14 protein-coding genes are annotated in these 22313 nt (G+C 72.1%); 4 read left to right on the top strand and 10 right to left on the bottom strand.

Going from position 1 to position 22313, the window contains the following annotated elements; translation table 11 throughout:
• Positions 1–8: 8 nt before the first annotated feature.
• Entirely contained in the window at positions 9–890 is an 882-nt protein-coding gene (locus V4Y03_RS25565) for an AraC family transcriptional regulator (protein WP_317876239.1), read from the bottom strand.
• Between the two features lie 90 nt (positions 891–980).
• On the opposite strand from V4Y03_RS25565, the gene V4Y03_RS25560 reads away from it, so the two are divergent.
• The 4 genes from V4Y03_RS25560 to V4Y03_RS25545 all read left to right on the top strand — a co-directional run bounded on the left by V4Y03_RS25560 (position 981) and on the right by V4Y03_RS25545 (position 7921).
• The gene (locus V4Y03_RS25560) at positions 981–5630 is read left to right on the top strand and encodes an Lhr family ATP-dependent helicase (RefSeq protein ID WP_332436394.1); all 4650 of its coding nucleotides are present in this window, start codon (positions 981–983) and stop codon (positions 5628–5630) included.
• 71 nt (positions 5631–5701) lie between these two features.
• Complete coding sequence (locus V4Y03_RS25555) at positions 5702–6250, top strand: GNAT family N-acetyltransferase (protein ID WP_317877174.1); 549 nt, start codon at positions 5702–5704, stop codon at positions 6248–6250.
• Positions 6251–6314: 64 nt separating this feature from the next.
• Positions 6315–7118, top strand: a complete 804-nt coding sequence (locus tag V4Y03_RS25550; RefSeq protein ID WP_332436393.1) for a DNA-formamidopyrimidine glycosylase family protein — start codon at positions 6315–6317, stop codon at positions 7116–7118.
• 32 nt (positions 7119–7150) lie between these two features.
• The gene (locus V4Y03_RS25545) at positions 7151–7921 is read left to right on the top strand and encodes an SDR family NAD(P)-dependent oxidoreductase (RefSeq protein ID WP_332436392.1); all 771 of its coding nucleotides are present in this window, start codon (positions 7151–7153) and stop codon (positions 7919–7921) included.
• Here V4Y03_RS25545 and V4Y03_RS25540 read toward each other — a convergent pair.
• The 9 genes from V4Y03_RS25540 to V4Y03_RS25500 all read right to left on the bottom strand — a co-directional run bounded on the left by V4Y03_RS25540 (position 7869) and on the right by V4Y03_RS25500 (position 22232).
• On the bottom strand, positions 7869–8204 hold the full coding sequence (locus tag V4Y03_RS25540; protein WP_332436391.1) for a hypothetical protein: 336 nt from the start codon (positions 8202–8204) through the stop codon (positions 7869–7871). The genes V4Y03_RS25545 and V4Y03_RS25540 overlap by 53 nt on opposite strands.
• 220 nt (positions 8205–8424) lie before the next feature.
• Entirely contained in the window at positions 8425–8808 is a 384-nt protein-coding gene (locus V4Y03_RS25535; protein ID WP_317877178.1) for a helix-turn-helix domain-containing protein, read from the bottom strand.
• A 109-nt stretch (positions 8809–8917) separates the two neighbouring features.
• Positions 8918–9439, bottom strand: coding sequence for a CinA family protein (locus V4Y03_RS25530; protein ID WP_317877179.1), 522 nt, complete (start codon positions 9437–9439; stop codon positions 8918–8920).
• Positions 9436–10110 carry a CDP-diacylglycerol--glycerol-3-phosphate 3-phosphatidyltransferase gene (gene pgsA, locus V4Y03_RS25525; RefSeq protein WP_332436390.1) on the bottom strand — a complete coding sequence of 225 codons (675 nt, stop codon included), beginning with the start codon at positions 10108–10110 and terminating at the stop codon, positions 9436–9438. Before pgsA ends, V4Y03_RS25530 begins: the two co-directional genes overlap by 4 nt.
• Positions 10107–11588, bottom strand: coding sequence for a 30S ribosomal protein S12 methylthiotransferase RimO (gene rimO, locus V4Y03_RS25520; RefSeq protein WP_332436389.1), 1482 nt, complete (start codon positions 11586–11588; stop codon positions 10107–10109). Before rimO ends, pgsA begins: the two co-directional genes overlap by 4 nt.
• Positions 11589–11678: 90 nt before the next feature.
• Positions 11679–12506 (bottom strand): helix-turn-helix domain-containing protein, encoded by an 828-nt coding sequence (locus V4Y03_RS25515; RefSeq protein ID WP_332436388.1) that lies wholly within the window; start codon positions 12504–12506, stop codon positions 11679–11681.
• A gap of 282 nt (positions 12507–12788) precedes the next feature.
• The gene (locus V4Y03_RS25510) at positions 12789–15632 is read right to left on the bottom strand and encodes a DNA translocase FtsK (protein WP_332436387.1); all 2844 of its coding nucleotides are present in this window, start codon (positions 15630–15632) and stop codon (positions 12789–12791) included.
• Between the two features lie 126 nt (positions 15633–15758).
• A complete protein-coding gene (locus V4Y03_RS25505; protein WP_317876799.1) occupies positions 15759–16433 on the bottom strand; it encodes a response regulator in 675 nt (224 codons plus the stop codon).
• Positions 16434–16748: 315 nt separating this feature from the next.
• Positions 16749–22232, bottom strand: a complete 5484-nt coding sequence (locus tag V4Y03_RS25500; RefSeq protein WP_443079822.1) for a HAMP domain-containing protein — start codon at positions 22230–22232, stop codon at positions 16749–16751.
• Positions 22233–22313: the final 81 nt, after the last annotated feature.

Below are 22313 nucleotides of genomic sequence, written 5' to 3'. Positions count from 1 at the left end.
CAGAGACGTTACGGGGCCGGCGGCGGCCCGGTCTTGTACGTTCTTGCGGCGGGCCGCTGGGACCGCTGTCCCGCTCCACGCGCGCGTTGGTACGCCCCCGGCGGCACGCCCACGCTGCGGGTGAAGTGCCGGTTCAGGTGCGACTGGTCGGTGAAGCCGACGGCCGCCGCCGCGTCCGCCGGGGGCGTCCCCTCGTCGAGGAGCCGCCGGGCCCTCCGTACGCGCGCGTCGGTGAGCCAGGTGTGCGGCGGCATGCCGTACGCGTCCCGGAAGGCCCGCAGCAGGGCGAAGGGGCTGGTACCGAGGTCGGCCGCGAGCCGCTCCAGGGTCGGCGGCTCGGCCATGCGGTCCTCGAGGGCGGTACGCGCGCGTGCCGCGTTCCGGGCACCCGCCGAGTGCGGAGGGAGCGGGGTGACAAGACCGCCGTGGCTGCGCAGCATCCGCGCCGTGACCAGCCGGAGCAGGCTGTCCGCGGCGAGCGCGTTGCCCTCCTCGGCGGCCCGGTGGACGCCGACGACGAGCCGGGAGGCGTAGGGGTCGTCGACGACGGGCGAGGTGAAGCCGACGGAGCCGCGCAGGGCGAGGGTGTCGGCGGCGATGGACCGGACGATCTCCGCGTCGGGGTAGATCGTCCGGTACGTCCAGCCCTCGGGCACGCCCGCGTGCCCGGTGTGCGGGGTGTCGGGGTTGACCAGGGCTATCTGCCCGGGTCCTGCGTGGACCAGGTCGTCGCGGTAGTGGAAGGCCTCGACGCCCTCGGTGATCGCGGCGAAGACGAAGGTCTCGTGGGTGTGCCGGGCGAAGGCCTTGTGGATGTAGTGGGCGTGCAGCAGGTCGACCCCGGGCAGCTCGGAGTACTGCCAGTACCGTGCCCGCTCCCCGCTCGCCATGCCCCCATTCTGCGCCGCGCCGCCATCGCCGAGCGAACGGATCTCCCCAGGTCCGGGCGGTTGTCAGTGGCCGGGTGCACGATGGAGGACATGGTCAGGTCCGCGCTCGATTCGTTCTCCCCCGCGACCCGTGGTTGGTTCACCGGGGCCTTCACCGCGCCCACGGCGGCGCAGGAGGGCGCCTGGCAGGCCATCGGCGCGGGCTCCGACGTGCTCGTCGTCGCGCCGACGGGCTCGGGCAAGACGCTGGCCGCGTTCCTCGCCTCCCTGGACCGGCTGGCCTCGGCGCCGCCGCCGGCCGAGCCGAAGCAGCGCTGCCGCGTGCTGTACGTGTCGCCCCTGAAGGCGCTCGCGGTGGACGTCGAGCGGAACCTCCGTTCGCCGCTGACCGGGATCCGGCAGGAGTCGGTGCGGCTCGGGCTGCCCGAGCCGGACATCCGGGTCGGCATCCGTTCCGGCGACACCCCGCCCGCCGAGCGCCGGTCGCTCGCGACCCGGCCGCCGGACATCCTGATCACCACCCCCGAGTCGCTGTTCCTGATGCTGACCTCCGCCGCCCGGGACGCGCTCGCGGGCGTGGAGACGGTCATCCTGGACGAGGTCCACGCGGTCGCGGGCACCAAGCGGGGCGCCCACCTGGCCCTCTCCCTGGAGCGGCTCGACGAGCTGCTGCCGCGCCCCGCGCGCCGGATCGGCCTTTCGGCCACGGTCCGGCCGGTGGACGAGGTGGCGCGCTATCTGTCGCCGGGGCGGGCCGTGGAGATCGTCCAGCCTCCCTCGGGGAAGGAGTTCGACCTCTCCGTCGTCGTCCCCGTCGAGGACATGGGCGAGCTGGGCGGCTCCCCCGCGTCGGAGGGCAAGGACGGCGGCGACAAGCCGTCGATCTGGCCGCACGTCGAGGAGCGGATCGCGGACCTCGTCCAGGCGCACCGCTCCACGATCGTCTTCGCCAACTCCCGGCGCCTCGCCGAGCGCCTCTGCAACCGGCTCAACGAGATCGCGTACGAGCGGGCCACCGGCGAACCCCTTCCCGACGGGGCTCCGCCGGCCGAGATCATGGCCCAGTCGGGGGCGGCCCAGGGCGCCCCCGCGCTGCTCGCCCGCGCCCACCACGGCTCGGTGTCGAAGGAGCAGCGCGCCCAGGTCGAGGAGGACCTGAAGGCGGGCCGGCTGCCCGCCGTGGTCGCCACCTCCAGCCTGGAGCTGGGCATCGACATGGGCGCGGTGGACCTGGTCGTGCAGGTGGAGTCGCCGCCCTCGGTGGCCTCCGGGCTCCAGCGCGTGGGCCGCGCCGGCCACCAGGTCGGCGCGGTGTCGACGGGCGTGGTGTTCCCCAAGTACCGGGGCGATCTGGTGCAGGCGGCGGTGGTCACCGAGCGGATGCGTTCGGGGGAGATCGAGTCGATGCGGATCCCCGCCAACCCGCTGGACGTCCTGGCCCAGCAGCTGGTCGCCCTCGTCGCCCTGGACACCTGGCAGGTGGACGACCTGCTCGCCCTGGTGCGCAGGGCGGCGCCGTTCTCCTCGCTGCCCGAGTCGGCGTTCACGGGCGTGCTCGACATGCTCGCCGGCCGCTACCCCTCGGACGCCTTCGCGGAGCTGCGCCCGCGCGTGGTCTGGGACCGGGTCGCCGGGACCGTGACGGGGCGGCCGGGCGCGCAGCGGCTCGCCGTCACCTCGGGCGGCACGATCCCCGACCGGGGTCTGTTCGGGGTGTTCCTCGCCGGCTCGGACCCCAAGAAGGGCGGCGGCCGGGTCGGTGAGCTGGACGAGGAGATGGTGTACGAGTCGCGGGTCGGCGACGTGTTCACCCTCGGCACCACCTCGTGGCGGATCCAGGACATCACCCGCGACCGGGTGCTCGTCACACCGGCGCCCGGCGTGCCGGGCAGGCTGCCGTTCTGGAAGGGTGACCAGCTGGGCCGCCCGCTCGAACTGGGCAGGGCCGTGGGCGCGTTCCTCCGCGAGGTGGGCGCCCTCGCGGACGAGGACGCACGGCTGCGGCTGCTCGCCGCGGGCCTGGACGGCTGGGCCGCCGACAACGTCCTCGCGTACCTCAGGGAGCAGCGCGAGGCCTGCGGTCACGTGCCGGACGACCGGACGATCCTCGTCGAGCGCTTCCGCGACGAGCTCGGGGACTGGCGGGTCGTCATCCACTCCCCGTTCGGCGCGCAGGTACACGCCCCGTGGGCGCTGGCCATCGGCGCGCGGCTCGCCGAGCGGTACGGCATGGACGCGCAGGTGATGCACGCGGACGACGGCATCGTGCTGCGCCTGCCGGACGCCGACCTGATGGGCCTGGACATGGGCCTGGATCTCCTCGACCACGAACCGGTCGACCCCGGCCGGCACCTCGACACGACGTACGACGCGGACAAGGCGCCCGTCGGCGCGGCGGACGCCCTGTTCGACAAGGCCGAGATCGGGCAGATCGTCACCGACCAGGTGGGCGGCTCCGCGCTGTTCGCGTCGCGTTTCCGCGAGTGCGCCGCGCGCGCCCTGCTGCTGCCCAAGCGCAACCCCGGCAAGCGCACCCCGCTCTGGCAGCAACGGCAGCGCGCGGCGCAGCTGCTCCAGGTGGCGAGCGAGTTCGGCTCGTTCCCGATCGTCCTGGAAGCCGTCCGCGAGTGCCTCCAGGACGTGTTCGACCTCCCCGGTCTGACCGAGCTGATGGGGGACATCGAGGCCCGCCGGGTCCGCCTGGTCGAGGTCACCACCCCCGAGCCGTCCCCCTTCGCCCGCTCGCTGCTCTTCGGGTACGTGGCGCAGTTCCTGTACGAGGGCGACTCGCCGCTCGCCGAGCGGCGGGCGGCCGCGCTCTCCCTGGACTCCCGGCTGCTCGCGGAGCTGCTCGGCCAGGCGGAGCTGCGCGAACTGCTCGACCCGGAGGTCCTGGCCGAGCTGGAGCGGGAGCTCCAGTGGCTGACGGACGACCGCAGGATCAAGGACATGGAGGGCGTCGCCGACCTGCTGCGGGTGCTGGGACCGCGCACCGCGGACGAGCTGGCCGAGCGCGGCGCGGAAGCGGCCTGGGCGACCGAGCTGGGGGCCGCGCGGCGCGCGATCCGGGTGCGGATCGGGGGCCGGGAGCACTGGGCGGCCGTCGAGGACGCGGGCCGGCTCCGGGACGCCCTGGGCACCGCCCTGCCCGTCGGGGTGCCCGAGGCCTTCACCGAGCCGGTCAAGGACCCGCTGGGCGACCTCCTCGCGCGGTTCGCCCGCACCCACGGCCCGTTCACGTCCTCCCTGGCCGCCGCCCGCTTCGGTCTCGGCGCGGCCGTCACCGACGGCGCCCTCCAGCGGCTCGCCGCGTCCGGCCGGGTCGTCCAGGGCGAGTTCCACCCCTCGGGCATCGGCCAGGAGTGGTGCGACGCGACCGTCCTGCGCCGGCTGCGGCGCCGCTCCCTGGCGGCCCTGCGCCACGAGTTGGAGCCGGTGCCCCCGGCGGCCCTCGCGACCTTCCTGCCGCAGTGGCAGCACCTGGGGAGCAACAGCCTGCGCGGGATCGACGGCCTCGCGCGCGCGATCGAGCAGCTCCAGGGCGCGCCGGTCCCCGCCTCGGCCCTGGAGAAGCTGATCCTGCCGTCCCGGGTCGGGGACTACACCCCGGCCCTCCTCGACGAGCTGACCACCACCGGCGAGGTGCTGTGGGCGGGAGCCGGATCGCTGCCCGGCAAGGACGGCTGGGTCTCGCTGTACCTCACGGACACGGCGCCGCTGCTCCTCCCGGCACCGCATCCGCTGGAGCTGTCCGCCCTCCACGAGTCGGTCCTCACGACCCTCTCCGGCGGGTACGGCCTGTTCTTCCGCCAGATCGCCGACCAGATCCGGGCCACCACCCACCCGGACGCCACCGACCCGCAGCTCGCCGACGCCGTCTGGGACCTGGCCTGGTCCGGCAGGCTCACCAACGACACCCTGGCCCCGCTGCGCTCCCTCCTCGGCTCGGGGCGCACGGCCGGGTCCACGGCCCACCGTGCGCGCCGCACGGTCCCGCGCGGCCGGTACGGCACGCTGACCGCTGCCGCCCGCCCCGCCTCCCGTACGGGACCGCCCACGGTCTCCGGCCGCTGGTCGCTGCTGCCGCCGGCCGAGCCGGAGCCCACCCACCGGGCCCACGCCCTGGCCCGCACCCTCCTGGACCGGCACGGCGTGGTCACCAGGGGCGCGGTGGCCGCCGAGGGCGTGGAGGGCGGCTTCTCGGCCACGTACCGCATCCTGGCGGCCTTCGAGGACAGCGGGCAGGCCCGGCGCGGCTATGTGGTGGAGGGCCTCGGCGCGGCCCAGTTCGCGATGGACGGGGCGGTGGACCGGCTGCGGGCCGCGGCGACCGCCCGCGACCGGGGCGTGGAGGCCGCGACGGGCCCGCGCGCGCTGGTCCTCGCGGCGGCGGATCCGGCGAACGCGTACGGGGCGGCCCTGTCCTGGCCCGAGCCGCCGACCGGCGCCGGGCACAAGCCGGGGCGCAAGGCGGGCGCGCTGGTGGTCCTGGTCGACGGCGAGCTGACGCTGTACATGGAGCGCGGCGGCAAGACGCTCCTGTGCTGGCCCGCCGATCCGGACGATCCGAGCCTGCGGGCGGCGGCCGAAGCCCTGGCGGCGGCGGCACGGGCGGGCACCCTGGGCACGGTCACGGTGGAGCGTGTCAACGGCGCGACGGCCCTGACCTCCCCCCTGGCCCGCCCCCTGGAGACCGCGGGCTTCGTGGCCACCCCCAGAGGCCTCCGCCTCCGCGCCTGACCCACCGCGTCCGCACCGTGCGTTCGGCCGTCCCGGTCGTTCCGCCCGGAGCCTGCGATAGGTTGCCCACCATGACTGGTCCCGGAAGCACTGCCTGGCCGCCGGCCCCGATGGAGACCGCACGGCTGGTGCTCCGCGCATCCGAAGCCCGTGACCGTGCGGCGTTCATCGAGCTGTTCGCCTCGCCGGAGGTGGGCACGTACGTCGGGGGTTCCCGACCGCGTGACGAGCTGAAGAAGGCGGTGCCGGAGGTGCCCGGGCGGCGCCCGGGCTGCTTCGTGATCGAACTCGACGGATCGATGATCGGCATGGTCACGCTCGACCCGCGCGACCCGGAGCGCCCGGGTCGGGTCCGCCCGGACGGCGGGGAGACGGAGCTCGGCTACATGTTCCTGCCGACGGCGTGGGGACACGGGTACGCCACCGAGGCCTGCGCGGCGGCACTCGCCTGGTTCACCGACGCGCTGCCCGACGAGCCGGTGGTGCTCTGCACCCAGTCGGCGAACGACCGCGCGATGCGCGTCGCGGCGAAGCTGGGCTTCACCGAGGTGGAGCGGTTCGAGGCCTACGGCGCCGAGCAGTGGTTCGGCGTACGGACCCCGGCCGCACCGTCCGACTGACCCCCACCGGGACCGCCGACCGCGAGGATCCCCCACACCACCCCCCACCCGGCATCATGGAACCGTGCCCGAAGGAGACACCGTCTGGCAGGCCGCCCGCGGCCTGCACACCGCGCTCGCCGGGCGGGTCCTGACCCGCTCGGACCTCCGGGTGCCCCGGTTCGCCACCGCCGACCTGACCGGCCGGACCCTCCTGGACGTCACCCCGCGCGGCAAGCACCTGCTCGCCCGCGTCGAAGGCGGACTCACCCTCCACTCCCATCTGCGGATGGACGGCGCCTGGCGGGTGTACGCCACCGGGGAGCGTCCGCACGGCGGCCCCGAGCACCAGATCCGGGCGATCCTCGGAAACGCCGAGTCCACCGCGTACGGCTACCGGCTCCCGGTCCTCGAGCTCCTCCGCACCGCCGAGGAGTCCCGGGTCGTCGGTCATCTCGGCCCGGACCTGCTCGGCCCCGACTGGGATCCGGAGGAGGCCGTACGGCGGCTCGGCGCCGACCCGGGCCGCCCCCTCGGCGACGCCCTGCTCGACCAGCGCAATCTGGCCGGCATCGGCAACGTGTACAAGTCGGAGCTGGCCTTCCTCGCCGGCGTCACCCCCTGGCTCCCGTTCGGGGAGCTGGGCCCCGGCGTCCCCGCCCGGCTGGTCGCGACCGCCCACCGCCTGCTGGACGCGAACAAGGACCGGCCGGACCGGCGCACCACGACCACCCGGCGCACCGGCACCCCGCTCCATGTCTACGGCCGCGAGGGCCGGCCCTGCCTGCGCTGCGGCGCCCCGATCCGCAAGGCGGAGCTCGGCGACCGGGTCACGTACTGGTGCCCCGGCTGCCAGCGGGGCCCCGACGGAAACCCCCACAACAATTGACGATCCGTCAGATCCGGTCGTACGGTCCGGACATGACGACGACTCTTCCGGCATACGACCTCACCGGCCGCACCGCGTTCGTCACCGGCGCCGCGAGCGGCATCGGCCGTGCCACCGCGGCCCTCCTCTCCCGGGCCGGTGCCACCGTCCACTGCGCCGACCGCGACGAGGACGGCCTCAAGGAGACCGCGGCCCTCATCGCCGGGCAGGGCGGCACCGCGCACACCCACCTCCTGGACGTCACCGACCGCCCCGCGCTCGCGGCGGCCGTCCGCGCCGCGGGCCCGCTCCACGTCATGGCCGCCATCGCCGGGATCATGCACACGAGCTCCGTCCTGGAGACCCGCGAAGAGGACCTGGACCGCGTCCTCGCCGTGAACTTCAAGGGCGTCCTCCACGCGTGCCAGGAGGCGGCCCGCTCGATGATCGACGCGGGCGTCCCCGGCTCGATCGTCACGATGGCCTCGGGCGCGATGGACACCGCGAGCCCCGGCCTGCTCTGCTACAGCGTCACCAAGGCGGCGGTCGTACAGCTGACGAAGACCCTCGCGGTGGAGGTCGGCCGGCACGGAATCCGGGCCAACGCCGTCGCCCCGGGCTGGATCCGCACCCCGATGACCGACCGGCACGAGCCGGCCGCCCAGGAGCAGGCGGAGGCCGCCATGATCCGTCACTCACCGCTGGGGCGGGTCGGGGAGGCCGAGGACATCGCGCACGCGGTCCTGCACCTGGCCTCCGACGCGTCCGCGTTCACGACCGGCCAGATCCTCCGCCCCAACGGCGGCGTCGCGATGCCCTGGTGACCTGACCGCCGCCCAGCGCGCGCCCCGGCGCTCCGGCGACGGACCCGCCACCCGTCACACCCGCGCACCCCCCGGCCCGCCCTCGCGCCCTCCCCGTGGAAGCCGCCACATGCACCGGCAGCAGACTCAGCCCCCAGCCGCCCGCGGCCACCGCCCCCTCGACCGGCCCGCTCTCCCCCGGTACGAGCAACAGGCGCAGCACGGCCCACCACCAGAGCCCCCCGGCCACCAGCGCGATCGCGAACAGCGCGAGCGTCGCCGGCGGAACCCGTCGCCGTACCATGGCCGCCTCCTGCGGTCGACGCTAGACCGGCAGGATCACCCTGCGGGAGGGCGCACGGGAGGCAAACCCGGCGCACGCGGTCCAGCCGTACGTCCTCCACCTTGGCACGGCACACCGGAACCCGGCATCTCAGGCAGTCGGGCACATATCGAACAAAAACGAGAGAAGCCCCGGTCAGCACCCCATGAAGGGCACCGACCGGGGCTTCGCCCCACTTCGGTCAGGCAGCGACGACGTCCACCGCTTCCGCGGGCGCCTTGATGGTCACCCGCCCGGTGGGCACACCTGCCACCGACGTCACCGACACCGAATTGAGCATCGGGCGGACCGGCGCCGGCACCGGTTCGCTCACCGCTGCCGACTCGGCCAGTTCGGCCAGTGACAGCTCGTCGCTCACTTCACGCATGAGCTCGGACATCCGTACGTCCAGCGCGTCGCAGATCGCGGAGAGCAGCTCGGAGGATGCCTCCTTCTGCCCCCGCTCCACCTCGGAGAGATAGCCGAGCGAGACTCGGGCGGACGAGGAGACTTCGCGCAGAGTACGGCCTTGGCGCTGGCGCTGCCGACGCAGCACGTCACCCAACAGGCGACGGAGCAGAATCATCGGTGGCTCCCTCCTCGGACCGCGTAGCCGCATCCTTCACGCCCCACCGTACCGCCTCGCGCTGCGGCCGTGCGGGGAGCGATGTCGTGTTCACTCAGGGCTGCAAACATCAATTCCCCCCGTTGTGTTCCGTATCCTGTGCCCGCGCATTTCCCGAGAGTTCCTCGTGCAGCAGTTCCAGCACGCTCCGCACACTCTCTCTACGGATTTCCGCACGGTCGCCGTTCAACCTCAACGAGACCACTTTCCCTGCGCGGGCGCCCGTCGCGGCAGGTCCGGCGACCGCCACATAGACCGTTCCGACCGGCTGGCCGTCCTGCGGGTCGGGCCCCGCGACCCCGGTCGTCGAGATGCCCCAGTCGGCCCCGAGCCGGGCCCGTACACCGGCCGCCATCTGCAGCGCGACCTCGGGATCCACCGCTCCGCGCTCCGCGAGGAGGGCGGCGTCGACGCCGAGCAGCTCCTGCTTGAGGGCCGTGGCGTAGGCCGTGACGGACCCCCGGAAGACGGCCGAGGCACCGGGGACCCCGGTCAGCTCGGCGGCCACCAGACCACCCGTGAGCGACTCCGCGGCGGCCAGCGTGTGACCACGCTCCGCGAGCAGCGCCAGCACCCGGGCGGCCTCGGTCATCGCCTCGCCGCCTCCGACCGCGCGTCCGCCCGCTCGGCGGCGAGCCCCTCGCGGCGCAGGACGACCGCCTGTCGTACGTAGTCCAGACCGGTGACGACCGTCAGCACGACGGCCACCGCCATCACCCAGAAGCGCAGGGTGGCCAGGGGTCCGGTGAGCATCAGCACGTACATGCCGACCGCCGTGCCCTGGGCGAGCGTCTTCATCTTGCCGCCGCGGCTGGCCGGGATGACCCCGTGCCTGATCACCCAGAACCGCATCAGGGTGATCCCCAGCTCCCGCGCCAGGATGACCCCGGTGACCCACCAGGGCAGGTCCCCGAGCAGGGAGAGGGAGATCAGTCCGGCCGCCATGATCGCCTTGTCGGCGATCGGGTCGGCGATCTTCCCGAAGTCGGTGACCAGGTTGTACGTACGGGCGAGGTGCCCGTCGAAGACGTCCGTGATCATGGCGACGGCGAACGCCGCCCACGCCCAGGCCCGCCAGACGGGGTCGTGACCGCCGTCCTGGAGCAGCAGCACCACGAAGCCCGGCACGAGCACGAGCCGGATCATGGTCAGGATGTTGGCGATGTTCCACAGGCTGGCCTGGTTGACGGCCGCCGTGCCCAGCTTGCCGCGGGGCGCCGGCCTACCGGTCCCGCCCGTAGCGGATGCCGGGACTCCGGTCATCTGCCTGCCTCCTCGAAAAGACACTCGGCCACCAGGTCGACGCCTTCCGTGCCGACGACCTTCGCCCTGACCATACGGCCAGGAGCCAGGTCGGGGCTCGCACCGTCGGCCGTGGTGAGCAACACCTGGCCGTCGGTCTCGGGCGCCTGGTGGGCGGCGCGGCCGATCACACCGTCCTCGTCGTCCACCGACTCGACCAGTACCTCAAGGGTCTCTCCGAGCCGCTCCTCCGCGCGCTGCGCGGTGAGCTCCTCGGCGAGCCGGGAGAGATGGGCGAGCCGCGCGTCGACGACGTCCTGGTCGAGCTTGTGCTCGTACGTGGCGGCCTCGGTGCCGTCCTCGTCGGAGTAGCCGAAGACGCCCACGGCGTCGAGCCGGGCGTGGGTGACGAAGCGTTCCAGCTCGGCGAAGTCGGCCTCGGTCTCACCGGGGAAGCCGACGATGAAGTTGGAGCGGGCACCGGCCGTGGGGGCCTTGGAGCGGATGGTCTCCAGAAGCTCCAGGAAGCGGTCGGTGTCACCGAAGCGGCGCATGGCCCGCAGCACGTCGGGCGCGCTGTGCTGGAAGGACAGGTCGAAGTACGGGGCGACCTTCTCGGTCGACGTGAGCACGTCGATCAGGCCGGGGCGCATCTCGGCCGGCTGGAGGTAGCTGACGCGGACGCGCTCGATGCCGTCGACGGCGGCCAGCTCGGGCAGCAGGCTCTCCAGGAGACGGATGTCGCCCAGGTCCTTGCCGTACGAGGTGTTGTTCTCGGAGACCAGCATGACCTCCTTCACACCCTGCTCGGCGAGCCAGCGCGTCTCGTTCAGCACGTCCGAGGGACGGCGCGAGACGAAGGAGCCACGGAAGGAGGGGATGGCGCAGAAGGAGCAGCGGCGGTCGCAGCCGGAGGCCAGCTTCACGGAGGCGACGGGGCTGGTGTCGAGGCGGCGCCGGAGCGGCGCGCGCGGCCCCGAGGCGGGCGCGAGGCCCTCGGGAAGGTCGGCGGGAGCCTCGGCGGCGTCACCGTGTCCGGGCAGGGCCACGGCCGCGGCGGCCTCCTGGCGCTCCACCGGGGAGAGCGGCAGCAGCTTGCGCCGGTCACGCGGGGTGTGGGCCTCGACACTGCCACCGTTGAGGATGGTCTGGAGGCGGTTGGAGATGTCGGCGTAGTCGTCGAAGCCGAGGACGCCGTCGGCTTCCGGGAGGGCTTCGGCGAGTTCCTTGCCGTACCGCTCGGCCATACAGCCGACGGCGACCACGGCCTGGGTCTTGCCGTGGTCCTTCAGATCATTGGCTTCGAGGAGGGCGTCGACGGAGTCCTTCTTGGCGGCCTCGACGAATCCACAGGTGTTGACGACGGCGACATCCGCGTCCTCGGCGTTCTCGACGAGCTCCCAGCCGTCCGCTGCCAAGCGGCCTGCGAGCTCCTCCGAGTCCACCTCGTTACGGGCGCAGCCAAGAGTGACAAGGGCGACGGTACGGCGTTCGGGCATGGACTCAAGACTACTTCGTCCCGGCCGTTCCCCCGTCGCGCAGGGTTCACCTGCGCGACAGAGGTCACATCGGGGGCCGTCTCGCGGGGCTCAGCCGGCCTCGGGGTCGCCCTTGGTGTAGGTCAGTCGCTCGACCTGGCCGGATGCGAACTTGTCGGCGAGCTTCTTGCCGTTCACGTAGAGATCGATCGCGCCGGCGTTGCCGAGGACCAGATCGATGCGCTCGTCGTCCTGGAAGGTCTTGGACTCGCCCGCCAGGAGGAGTCCGTCGAAGAGCACCTTGCCGTCGTGGCCCTTGGCCGAGATCCAGCTCTTGTCGTCGGTCGCGGAGAGCTTGACCGTCACCTTGTCCTGCGGGACGGCGGCGATGGCGCTCTCGGTGGGCTTCGGAGCGGCGGGCTTGACCGGCTTCGGCTTGGCGGCGGCGGTGCCCTTCTCGGGCGCGGGCGCCGGGCCGCCCTCGGCGGCGGTGGTGCCCTTGGGCGCGTCGTTCCCGTTGAACATCGTGAAACCGACGAAACCGACGACGGCGACGATGGCCGCGACCATCGCGGCGGTCCAGTTGGGCCGCCTCGGCTCGGGGCGGATACGTTCCGCCTCGAAGAGCGGGGCGGCGGGGGTGGGCGCGGGACGGCCACCGTGCTCGGCGTCGAACTGCTCGATCAGCGGAGCCGGATCGAGGCCGACGGCACGTGCGAGCGTGCGGATGTGCCCGCGGGCGTAGACATCGCCGCCGCAGCGCGAGAAGTCGTCCTCCTCGATCGCGTGCACGATCGGAATCCGGACACGGGTCGAGGCACTGACCTCTTCGACGGTGAGACCGGCGGCGATGCGGGTCTGCTGGAGAGCGCGACCGATCGAGTCCCGGTCGTCTGCCGGGAAGATCCGGTCGTCTTCGGGGGAGTTGCCGATGGACACGAGAGCGCCTTTCGAGCGTGTAGCCACCTGCTGGACGTTCAGTCTATGGGTGGTACGAAAGGGTGGGGCAACCGGGCGGGTGCCGTTTGTACGCCATGAGGCTGGGACATCCTTCTGTCCCTCCCTCCAACTTGACGTACGGCCAGGGGAAACGGTTGCCCTCCGTTCCCTTACGAGTGAGTCTCGATCGGGCACCCGGCCGCTGTGCCCCGATCGCGCACCCGGCCACCCGGGTGCCACGCCCCGGGCCCGGTCGCATACCCCGCCTCCCGTCGGCTACACCTACGCCCCGGACTCCCCGCGGATCACCGCGAGCACCCCGTCCAGCTCGTCCGGCTTGACGAGTACGTCGCGTGCTTTGGAGCCCTCGCTCGGTCCGACGATGTTGCGTGACTCCATCAGGTCCATCAGCCGGCCGGCCTTCGCGAAGCCGACGCGCAGCTTCCGCTGGAGCATCGAGGTGGAGCCGAACTGTGTGGAGACGACCAGCTCGGCGGCCTGGCAGAGCAGGTCGAGGTCGTCGCCGATGTCCTCGTCGATCTCCTTCTTCTGGCGGGTGCCGACGGTGACGTCCTCCCGGAAGACCGGGGTCATCTGGTCCTTGCAGTGCTGGACGACGGCCGCGACCTCGGCCTCGGTGACGAAGGCGCCCTGCATGCGGACGGGCTTGTTGGCGCCCATCGGCAGGAACAGTCCGTCACCCTTTCCGATGAGCTTCTCGGCGCCGGGCTGGTCGAGGATGACCCGGCTGTCGGCGAGCGAGGAGGTCGCGAAGGCCAGCCGCGAGGGCACGTTCGCCTTGATGAGACCGGTGACGACGTCCACGGACGGCCGCTGGGTGGCCAGCACCAGATGGATGCCGGCGGCGCGCGCCAACTGGGTGATGCGGACGATCGAGTCCTCGACGTCCCGGGGCGCGACCATCATCAGGTCGGCCAGCTCGTCGACGATGACGAGGAGGTACGGGTAGGTCTTGAGCTCGCGCTCGCTGCCCTCGGGCAGCTTGATCTTCCCGTCCCGGATCGCCTGGTTGAAGTCGTCGATGTGCCGGTAGCCGAAGGCCGCCAGGTCGTCGTAGCGGAGGTCCATCTCCTTGACCACCCACTGGAGGGCCTCGGCGGCCCGCTTGGGGTTGGTGATGATCGGGGTGATCAGGTGCGGGATGCCCTCGTAGGCGGTGAGCTCGACCCGCTTGGGGTCGACGAGGACCATCCGGACGTCCTCCGGGGTCGCTCTTATCATGATCGAGGTGATCAGGCAGTTGATGCACGAGGACTTTCCGGAGCCGGTGGCCCCGGCGACCAGGACGTGCGGCATCTTCGCCAGGTTGGCCATCTCGTAGCCGCCCTCGACGTTCTTGCCGAGCGCCACCAGCATCGGGTGGTCGTCCTCGGCCGCGGCGGCGAGCCGCAGCACGTCGCCGAGGTTGACCATCTCCCGGTCGCTGTTCGGGATCTCGATGCCGACCGCGGACTTGCCGGGGATCGGCGAGATGATCCGCACGTCCGGCGAGGCCACCGCGTACGCGATGTTCTTGGTCAGCGCCGTGATCTTCTCGACCTTCACAGCCGGACCCAGCTCGACCTCGTAACGGGTGACCGTCGGCCCCCGGGTAAAGCCGGTGACGGCCGCATCGACCTTGAACTCGGTGAAGACGTTCGAGAGCGAATCCACCACCGCGTCGTTGGCGGCGCTGCGCGTCTTGCCCGGCCCGCCCCGCTCCAGCAGGTCGAGCGACGGCAGGGAGTACGTGATGTCGCCGGACAGCTGGAGCTGCTCGGCCCGGGGCGGCAGATCGGTCGGCTCGGGCGCGGGCTTGGTCAGATCCGGTACGCCCCCGCCGGGCCGCTGGTCCCCGCCGCGGGCCGGCGGCACGGGCGCGGCGCCCGTCGCCCCCTCGGCCGCGGCGGCGGCCTTCGCGGCGGCTGCCGCCGCCCTCCGGTCGGCGGTGACGTCCCTGGTCAGGTCGGCGACGATCGGGGACGGCGGCATCCCGTTGAGCACCGCGCCGTCGAGCGCGGCGGCAGCGGCGGCGGCGATGTCCACCGGGTCGAGGCCGGCGTCGAAGGCGGGCTCGTAGGAGGGCCGTTCGGCGGGGCGCCGGGCCGCGCCCTTGCGCCGGTCGAGCATCTCGGCCTCGGCCCGGTCCACGTCGTACGGCTCCGCCGGGCCGCGGCGGCGCGTCGGCCGGGCGGAACGGGGCTGCGGCCGGGCGTCGCGCCACTCCTCGTCGTACTCCTCGTACCGCCCGTCCTCCTCGGCGCCCGCGTACCCCTCCGCCTCGGCCGGGTCGTACGCGGGTTCGACGATGCCGAGCCTGGCGCCGAGGGCGCGCAGCCGCTGCGGGATCGCGTTGACCGGGGTGGCGGTGACGACGAGCAGCCCGAAGAGGGTGAGCAGCACCAGCATCGGTACGGCGAGGACCTCGCCCATCATGAACACGAGCGGCTGGGACGCGGCCCAGCCGATGAGGCCGCCGGCGTCCTGCATGGCCTCGCTGCCGTCGCCGCGCCCGGGCGAGCCGCAGGCGATGTGGACCTGGCCGAGGACGCCGATGACGAGCGCGGAGAGCCCGATGCTGATCCGGCCGTTGGCCTCGGGCTTCTCCGGATAGAGGATCAGCCGGATGCCGATCGCGCCGAGCAGCAGCGGTACGAGCAGGTCGAGGCGGCCGAAGGAGCCGGTCACCAGCATCTCGACGAGGTCGCCGACCGGTCCGCGCAGATTGGACCAGGTGCCGGCGGCCACGATCAGCGCGAGACCGAGCAGCAGCAGCGCCAGCCCGTCCTTGCGGTGGGCCGGGTCGAGCCCCTTGGCACCACGCCCTATCCCCCGGAACATCGCCCCCACTCCGTGGGCGACACCGAGCCAGGCGCCGCGCGCGAGCCGGTAGACGCCCCCGGTCGGGGACGGCGCGGGGCGGGGCGGGGCCTTCTTCGCCGCGGTCTTCCGCGCGGGCGCGCGCTTGGCGGGCGCGGCCTTCTTCGCCGCCGCCTTCTTCGCGGGCGGTTTGACGGGGGACTTCGCGGGTGCCGCTTTCTTCGCGGCGCCCGTCGTACGGCCGGCGCGCGGCTTTGCGGTGCCCGCCGTGCCCTGGGAACCCTTGCCGGACGTACGTGAAGCCATGATGCCGAGGTTACCGGTGTGGGGACCCGCTGTCCGCCTCACCCGATCGTGTCGCCCCTGCCGGGGCACGAAGCTGACGCCACCTCACACCGACGACCGCCCCGAGGGACGGCCGATGACGGTGTGTCAGCTCTGGGCGGGCAGGGTCGGCGCGGCGCCGGTGCCCGGTTCGAGCGCGTCCAGCGCCCGGCGCAACCCGGTGAGCTTGCGCTCCAGATGCGCCGCGGTCGCGACGGCCGCCGCGTCGGCGGAGTCGTCGTCGAGCTGCTTGGACAGCGCCTCCGCCTGCTCCTCCACCGCCGCGAGGCGGGCGGAGAGCTCGGCGAGCAGTCCGGCGGACTCCTTGCCGTGACCGCCCTCGCCGCTGCCCTCCAACTGCAGCCGCAGCAGGGCGGCCTGCTCGCGCAGCTTGCAGTTCTTCATGTAGAGCTCGACGAAGACCGAGACCTTGGCGCGCAGCACCCACGGGTCGAACGGCTTCGAGATGTAGTCGACCGCCCCGGCCGCGTACCCCCGGAAGGTGTGGTGGGGGCCGTGGTTGATGGCGGTGAGGAAGATGATCGGGATGTCCCGGGTCCGCTCCCGCCGCTTGATGTGCGCGGCGGTCTCGAAGCCGTCCATCCCCGGCATCTGGACGTCGAGCAGGATGACCGCGAAGTCGTCCGTCAACAGCGCCTTGAGCGCTTCCTCCCCGGACGATGCCCGCACCAGCGTCTGATCGAGCGCGGAGAGAATGGCCTCCAGCGCCAGCAGATTCTCCGGCCGGTCATCGACCAGGAGGATCTTGGCCTTCTGCACCATGCCCCGTCCTCCTCGCCCCGGCAACGTCTCTCCCCGGCTCCCCGAACCGGGGGAAGCACCGGGCGCCGCCCCAGAAGACGACTCCCTGACGCCGTCCGTCCTTGTGCCGGTCATCGTAGCCGCACCCCGCCCATCGCCACACCCTGTCACCGCGATGTCACTGTGCACATACCTGCCCACGTACCTGAAACGCGGTGGGAGACCAGAAGGTTCCCCGTATCCCGCCCTCTCACACCCCGGTGACGACACTCCGTCAGCCGGGGCCCGGGGCCCGCGCGTCACACCGCGCGGACCCCGGGCCGCGAGGCCCCGGAGTCACACCCCCCGCATCCACTGCTCCATCACGGACAGCAGATGGTCGGGGTCGACCGGCTTCGTCACATAGTCCGAGGCGCCCGACTCGATCGCCTTCTCCCGGTCGCCCTTCATCGCCTTCGCCGTCAGCGCGATGATCGGCAGCCCCGCGAACTGCGGCATCCGACGGATCGCCGTCGTCGTCGCGTACCCGTCCATCTCCGGCATCATGATGTCCATCAGCACGACGGCCACGTCGTCGTGCTGCTCCAGGACCTCGATGCCCTCCCGCCCGTTCTCCGCGTAGAGCACCGCGAGCCCGTGCTGCTCCAGGACGCTGGTGAGCGCGAACACGTTGCGGATGTCGTCGTCGACGATGAGCACCCGCTCGCCGGAGAACCCGAAGGTACGGCGCGGCTCGACGTCCGGCTCCTGCTCCACCCGGTCCGTCACGGCCTCCTTGCCCGGCTGCCCCGGCACAGAGGTCCGCGCCCCGGTCGCCTCCGCCGCGGCCTTCCGCCGGTGCCGGAACAGCGCCCCGGCGCCCGACCGCGCCTCCGTCCGTACGGGCGGCGGCGGAAAGTGCGGGAAGGGGTGCACGGCCGAGGCCGCCCCCTCCTCCACGCCCTGCTGCGGATCGGTGTCCTGCGCCCCCTGCCCGTACGCGCCCGTGGGCAGCTCGGTCGGGCTCAGCGGCAGATAGAGAGTGAAGGTCGAGCCCCGGCCCGGCTCGCTCGCGGCGAAGATCTCGCCGCCGAGCAGCCGCGCGATCTCCCGGCTGATCGAGAGCCCGAGGCCCGTACCGCCGTACTTCCGGCTGGTCGTGCCGTCGGCCTGCTTGAACGCCTCGAAGATGACCCGCATCTTGCTCGCGGCGATCCCGATCCCCGTGTCGGTGACCGAGAACGCGATCAGGTCGGCCTCCGGGTCGCTCAGCGACCCCGCCTCAAGGAGCTGTTCACGGATCGACTGCGGTACGTCGGCCCCGGCCGGCCTGATGACCAGCTCCACCGCGCCCGTGTCGGTGAACTTCACCGCGTTGGACAGGAGGTTGCGCAGCACCTGGAGCAGCCGCTGCTCGTCGGTGTGCAGCGTGGCCGGCAGCTCGGGCGAGACCCGCACCGAGAAGTCGAGCCCCTTCTCCGCGGTGAGCGGCCGGAAGGTCGCCTCCACGTAGTCGACGAGCTGGACGAGGGCGATCCGGGTCGGCGAGACATCCATCTTGCCCGCCTCGACCTTGGACAGGTCGAGGATGTCGTTGATCAGCTGGAGCAGGTCCGAACCCGCGCCGTGGATGGTCTCCGCGAACTCGACCTGCTTCGGCGTCAGGTTCGTCTCGACGTTGTCGGCGAGCAACTTGGCCAGGATCAGCAGCGAGTTGAGCGGGGTGCGCAGCTCGTGCGACATGTTGGCGAGGAACTCGGACTTGTAGCGCATGGAGACCGCGAGCTGTTCGGCCCGCTCCTCCAGGACCTGCCGCGCCTCCTCGATCTCGGTGTTCTTCACCTCGATGTCGCGGTTCTGCCGGGCCAGCAGCTCGGCCTTCTCCTCTAGCTCCAGGTTGGAGCCCTGGAGTTCCTTCTGCCGGTGCTCCAGCTCGGCCGACCGCTCCTTGAGCTGTTCGGTGAGTTCCTGCGACTGCTGGAGCAGCACCTCGGTCTTGGTGTTGACGCTGATCGTGTTGACGGTGGTCGCGATCAGCTCGGCGATCTGGTTGAGGAAGTCCCGCTGGATCTGCGTGAACGGCTGGAAGGAGGCCAGCTCGATCACGCCGAGAACCTTGCCCTCGAAGAGGACCGGCAGGACGATCACATGCGCGGGCGAGGCCTCGCCGAGCCCGGAGGAGATCTTCAGATAGCCGGGCGGTACGTGCAGCTGGATCGTCCGCTTCTCGTCGGCCGCCGTCCCGATGAGCGTCTCCCCGGGCCGGAACGAGGTCGGCATGGACCCGGTGGAGTATCCGTAACTCCCCCGCATCCGCAGCTCGTACGAGCCGTCGCCCTCACCCACGAGTTCGGCGTCGCTGTGGGCGGAGCCCGTCGGCACGGCCACGAAGAAGGCGCCGTGCTGGGCCGAGACCACCGGCGTCAGCTCGCTCATGATGAGCGAGGCCACGTCGTCGAGGTCGCGGCGGCCCTGCATGAGGCCGGAGATGCGGGCCAGGTTGCTCTTGAGCCAGTCCTGCTCGTCGTTGGCGAGGGTGGTGTCGCGCAGGTTGGCGATCATCGTGTTGATGTTGTCCTGGAGCGCCTGGATCTCGCCGGCCGCGTCCACACCGTCGATCTTGACGTTGAGGTCGCCGCGGGTCACCGCCGTGGCGACGGCCGCGATGGCGCGCACCTGCCGGGTGAGGTTCCCGGCCATCTCGTTCACGGACTCGGTGAGGTCGCTCCAGGTGCCCTCCACGTCCCGGACCCGGGCCTGGCCGCCGAGCTGCCCGTCGGTGCCCACCTCGCGGGCCACGCGCGTGACCTCCTCGGCGAAGTTCGACAGCTGGTCGACCATCGTGTTGATGGTGTTCTTCAGCTCCTGGATCTCACCGCGCGCGTCGATGTCGATCTTCTTGGTGAGGTCGCCCTTGGCGATGGCGGTGGTGACGGCGGCGATCTGCCGCACCTGACCGGTGAGGTTGTCGGCCATCGAGTTCACCGACTCGGTCAGGTCCTTCCAGGTGCCGGAGACTCCCGGCACCCGCGCCTGGCCGCCGAGTTCGCCCTCCGTGCCCACCTCGCGGGCCACCCGGGTGACCTCGTCCGCGAAGGACGACAGGGTCGTCACCATCGTGTTGACGGTCTCGGCGAGTTCGGCGACCTCGCCGCGCGCCTCGACCGTCACCTTCTTCGTCAGGTCGCCGTTGGCGACGGCCGCCGAGACCCGGGAGATGTTCCGCACCTGGCTGGTCAGGTTGTTGGCCATCAGGTTGACGTTGTCGCTGAGGTCCTTCCACGTACCGGTGACACCGCGCACGCGTGCCTGGCCGCCGAGGATGCCCTCCGTACCCACCTCGCGGGCCACGCGCGTGACCTCGTCCGCGAAGTTCGACAGCTGGTCGACCATCGTGTTGACGGTCGTCACCAGCTCCAGGATCTCGCCCCGGGCGTCGACCGTGATCTTCTTCGACAGATCGCCCTTGGCGACCGCCGTCGTGACCTCGGCGATGTTCCGCACCTGGATGGTGAGGTTGTTCGCCATGAAGTTCACCGACTGGGTGAGGTCCTTCCAGGTGCCGGAGACCCCCTGCACCTCGGCCTGCCCGCCGAGCATGCCCTCGGTGCCCACCTCGCGGGCCACCCGGGTCACCTGCTCGGCGAAGTTCGAGAGCTGGTCCACCATCGTGTTGAGGGTGTTCTTGAGCTCCAGGATCTCGCCCCGCGCGTCCACGTCGATCTTCTGCGACAGGTCACCGCGCGCGACGGCGGTGGCGACCTGCGCGATGTTGCGGACCTGGGTGGTGAGGTTCCCGGCCATGCCGTTCACCGAGTCCGTCAGGTCCCGCCACACCCCGGCCACGCCCGGCACCTGCGCCTGACCGCCGAGCCGCCCGTCGGTGCCCACCTCGCGGGCCACCCGGGTCACCTGGTCGGCGAAGGCGGAGAGCTGGTCGACCATCGTGTTGATGGTGTTCTTGAGCTCCAGGATCTCGCCCCGCGCGTCCACGTCGATCTTCTGCGACAGGTCACCGCGGGCCACGGCCGTCGTCACCTGCGCGATCTGCCGCACCTGCGAGGTCAGGTTGCCGGCCATGAAGTTCACCGAGTCGGTGAGCTCCCGCCAGCGCCCGGAGACGCCGTCCACCCGCGCCTGACCGCCGAGCCGGCCCTCGGTGCCCACGTCCCGCGCCATCCGCGTCACCTGGTCCGCGAACGACGACAGCTGCGACACCATCGTGTTGACGGTGTTCTTCAGCTCCAGCATCTCGCCGGCCACGTCCACCGTGACCTTCTGCGAGAGGTCACCGTTGGCGACCGCCGTCGTCACCTGCGCGATGTCCCGCACCTGGCCGGTCAGGTTACGGAAGGCCGTGTTCACCGAGTCGGTGAGGTCCTTCCACGTCCCGGCCGCGCCCTGCACCTCGGCCTGCCCGCCGAGCAGACCCTCGACGCCGACCTCCCGGGCGACCCGGGTCACCTCGGAACCGAAGGCGGACAGCTGGTCCACCATCGTGTTGACGGTGTTCTTCAGCTCCAGCATCTCGCCGGCCACGTCGACGGTGACCTTCTGCGACAGATCGCCGTTGGCGACCGCCGTCGTCACCTGCGCGATGTCCCGCACCTGCGTGGTGATGTTCCGGAAGACGGTGTTGACGGAGTCCGTGAGGTCCTTCCAGGTCCCCGCCGCCCCCGGCACCTGCGCCTGACCGCCGAGGAGACCCTCCGCGCCGACCTCGCCCGACACCCGGGTCACCTCGTCGGCGAAGATCCGCAGCGTCTGCGTCATCTGGTTGATGGTGTCCGCCAGTTGCGCGATCTCACCGCGCGCCGACACCCGTACCTTCTGCGTCAGATCTCCGTTGGCGACCGCCGTCGTCACCAGCGCGATGTCCCGCACCTGGTTGGTCAGGTTGCCTGCCATCGTGTTGACGGAGTCCGTGAGGTCCTTCCACACACCGGACACCCCGGCCACCTCGGCCTGGCCGCCGAGCTCGCCCTCCGTACCGACCTCCCGGGCGACCCGGGTCACCTCGGAGGAGAACGACGACAGCTGGTCCACCATCCGGTTGACGGTGTTCTTGAGCTCCAGCATCTCGCCGGCCACGTTGGCCGTGACCTTCTGCGACAGATCGCCGTCGGCGACCGCCGTCGTCACCAGCGCGATGTCCCGCACCTGGGCCGTCAGCCGGTTCGCCATGGTGTTGACCGAGTCCGTGAGGTCCTTCCACGAACCCGACACCCCGCGCACCTGCGCCTGGCCGCCCAGGTTGCCGTCGGTCCCCACCTCGACGGCGACCCTGGTCACCTCGGACGCGAACACCGACAGCTGGTCGACGAGGTTGTTGGCGGTACGCGCGACCTTGAGGAACTCCCCGCGCAGCGGCCGGACCGTCCCGTCGGCACCCTCCGAACGCAGGTCCATCCGCTGGTCCAGATCGCCCTCGGCCACCGCCGACAGCACCCGGCCCACCTCGGACACCGGCCGGGCCAGGTCGTCGACGAGCGCGTTCGCGGCCTCGATCGCCGCGGCCCACGCCCCCTCACCGGCCCCCGCGTCGAGACGCTCGGACAGCTTGCCCTCGCGTCCCACCACCCGGCGGACCCGCGACAGCTCCCCCGTCACATGCATCTGCCGGTCGGCGACCTCGTTGAACACGGCGGAGATCTCCGCCATGACCCCGTCGCCGGAGACCGTCAGCCGCCTGCGGAGATTCCCGTCCCGCATCGAGACCAGTGCGGCGAGCAGCCGGTCGAGCGCCGCCGCGTCCACCTGTACCGTCCCCCCACGGGTACGCCCGCCCCTCGCGCGCGTACCGCCGCCTCCGCCGCGTCGCGCCGCCGTGCCAGGTTCCACCGTGTCCCTCCCGAAAGGGGTCGACCGTTCCGCTCCGGCTTCCGCCGGTAGCCTGCCCAGTGTTTCACCGCCACCGAACAA

The organism is Streptomyces sp. P9-A4 (assembly GCF_036634195.1).
In the GTDB taxonomy this organism is placed as follows: domain Bacteria; phylum Actinomycetota; class Actinomycetes; order Streptomycetales; family Streptomycetaceae; genus Streptomyces.
This window is presented reverse-complemented; position numbering and strand designations above follow the sequence as displayed.

What these genes read in the sequence shown, in the direction of transcription:
- V4Y03_RS25565 (WP_317876239.1), bottom strand. Translation starts at nt 890, where the DNA reads ATGGCGAGCGGGGAGCGGGCACGGTACTGGCAGTACTCCGAGCTGCCC.
- V4Y03_RS25560 (WP_332436394.1), top strand. Translation starts at nt 981, where the DNA reads ATGGTCAGGTCCGCGCTCGATTCGTTCTCCCCCGCGACCCGTGGTTGG.
- V4Y03_RS25555 (WP_317877174.1), top strand. Translation starts at nt 5,702, where the DNA reads ATGACTGGTCCCGGAAGCACTGCCTGGCCGCCGGCCCCGATGGAGACC.
- V4Y03_RS25545 (WP_332436392.1), top strand. Translation starts at nt 7,151, where the DNA reads ATGACGACGACTCTTCCGGCATACGACCTCACCGGCCGCACCGCGTTC.
- V4Y03_RS25540 (WP_332436391.1), bottom strand. Translation starts at nt 8,204, where the DNA reads ATGGTACGGCGACGGGTTCCGCCGGCGACGCTCGCGCTGTTCGCGATC.
- V4Y03_RS25535 (WP_317877178.1), bottom strand. Translation starts at nt 8,808, where the DNA reads ATGATTCTGCTCCGTCGCCTGTTGGGTGACGTGCTGCGTCGGCAGCGC.
- V4Y03_RS25530 (WP_317877179.1), bottom strand. Translation starts at nt 9,439, where the DNA reads ATGACCGAGGCCGCCCGGGTGCTGGCGCTGCTCGCGGAGCGTGGTCAC.
- pgsA (WP_332436390.1), bottom strand. Translation starts at nt 10,110, where the DNA reads ATGACCGGAGTCCCGGCATCCGCTACGGGCGGGACCGGTAGGCCGGCG.
- rimO (WP_332436389.1), bottom strand. Translation starts at nt 11,588, where the DNA reads ATGCCCGAACGCCGTACCGTCGCCCTTGTCACTCTTGGCTGCGCCCGT.
- V4Y03_RS25510 (WP_332436387.1), bottom strand. Translation starts at nt 15,632, where the DNA reads ATGGCTTCACGTACGTCCGGCAAGGGTTCCCAGGGCACGGCGGGCACC.
- V4Y03_RS25505 (WP_317876799.1), bottom strand. Translation starts at nt 16,433, where the DNA reads ATGGTGCAGAAGGCCAAGATCCTCCTGGTCGATGACCGGCCGGAGAAT.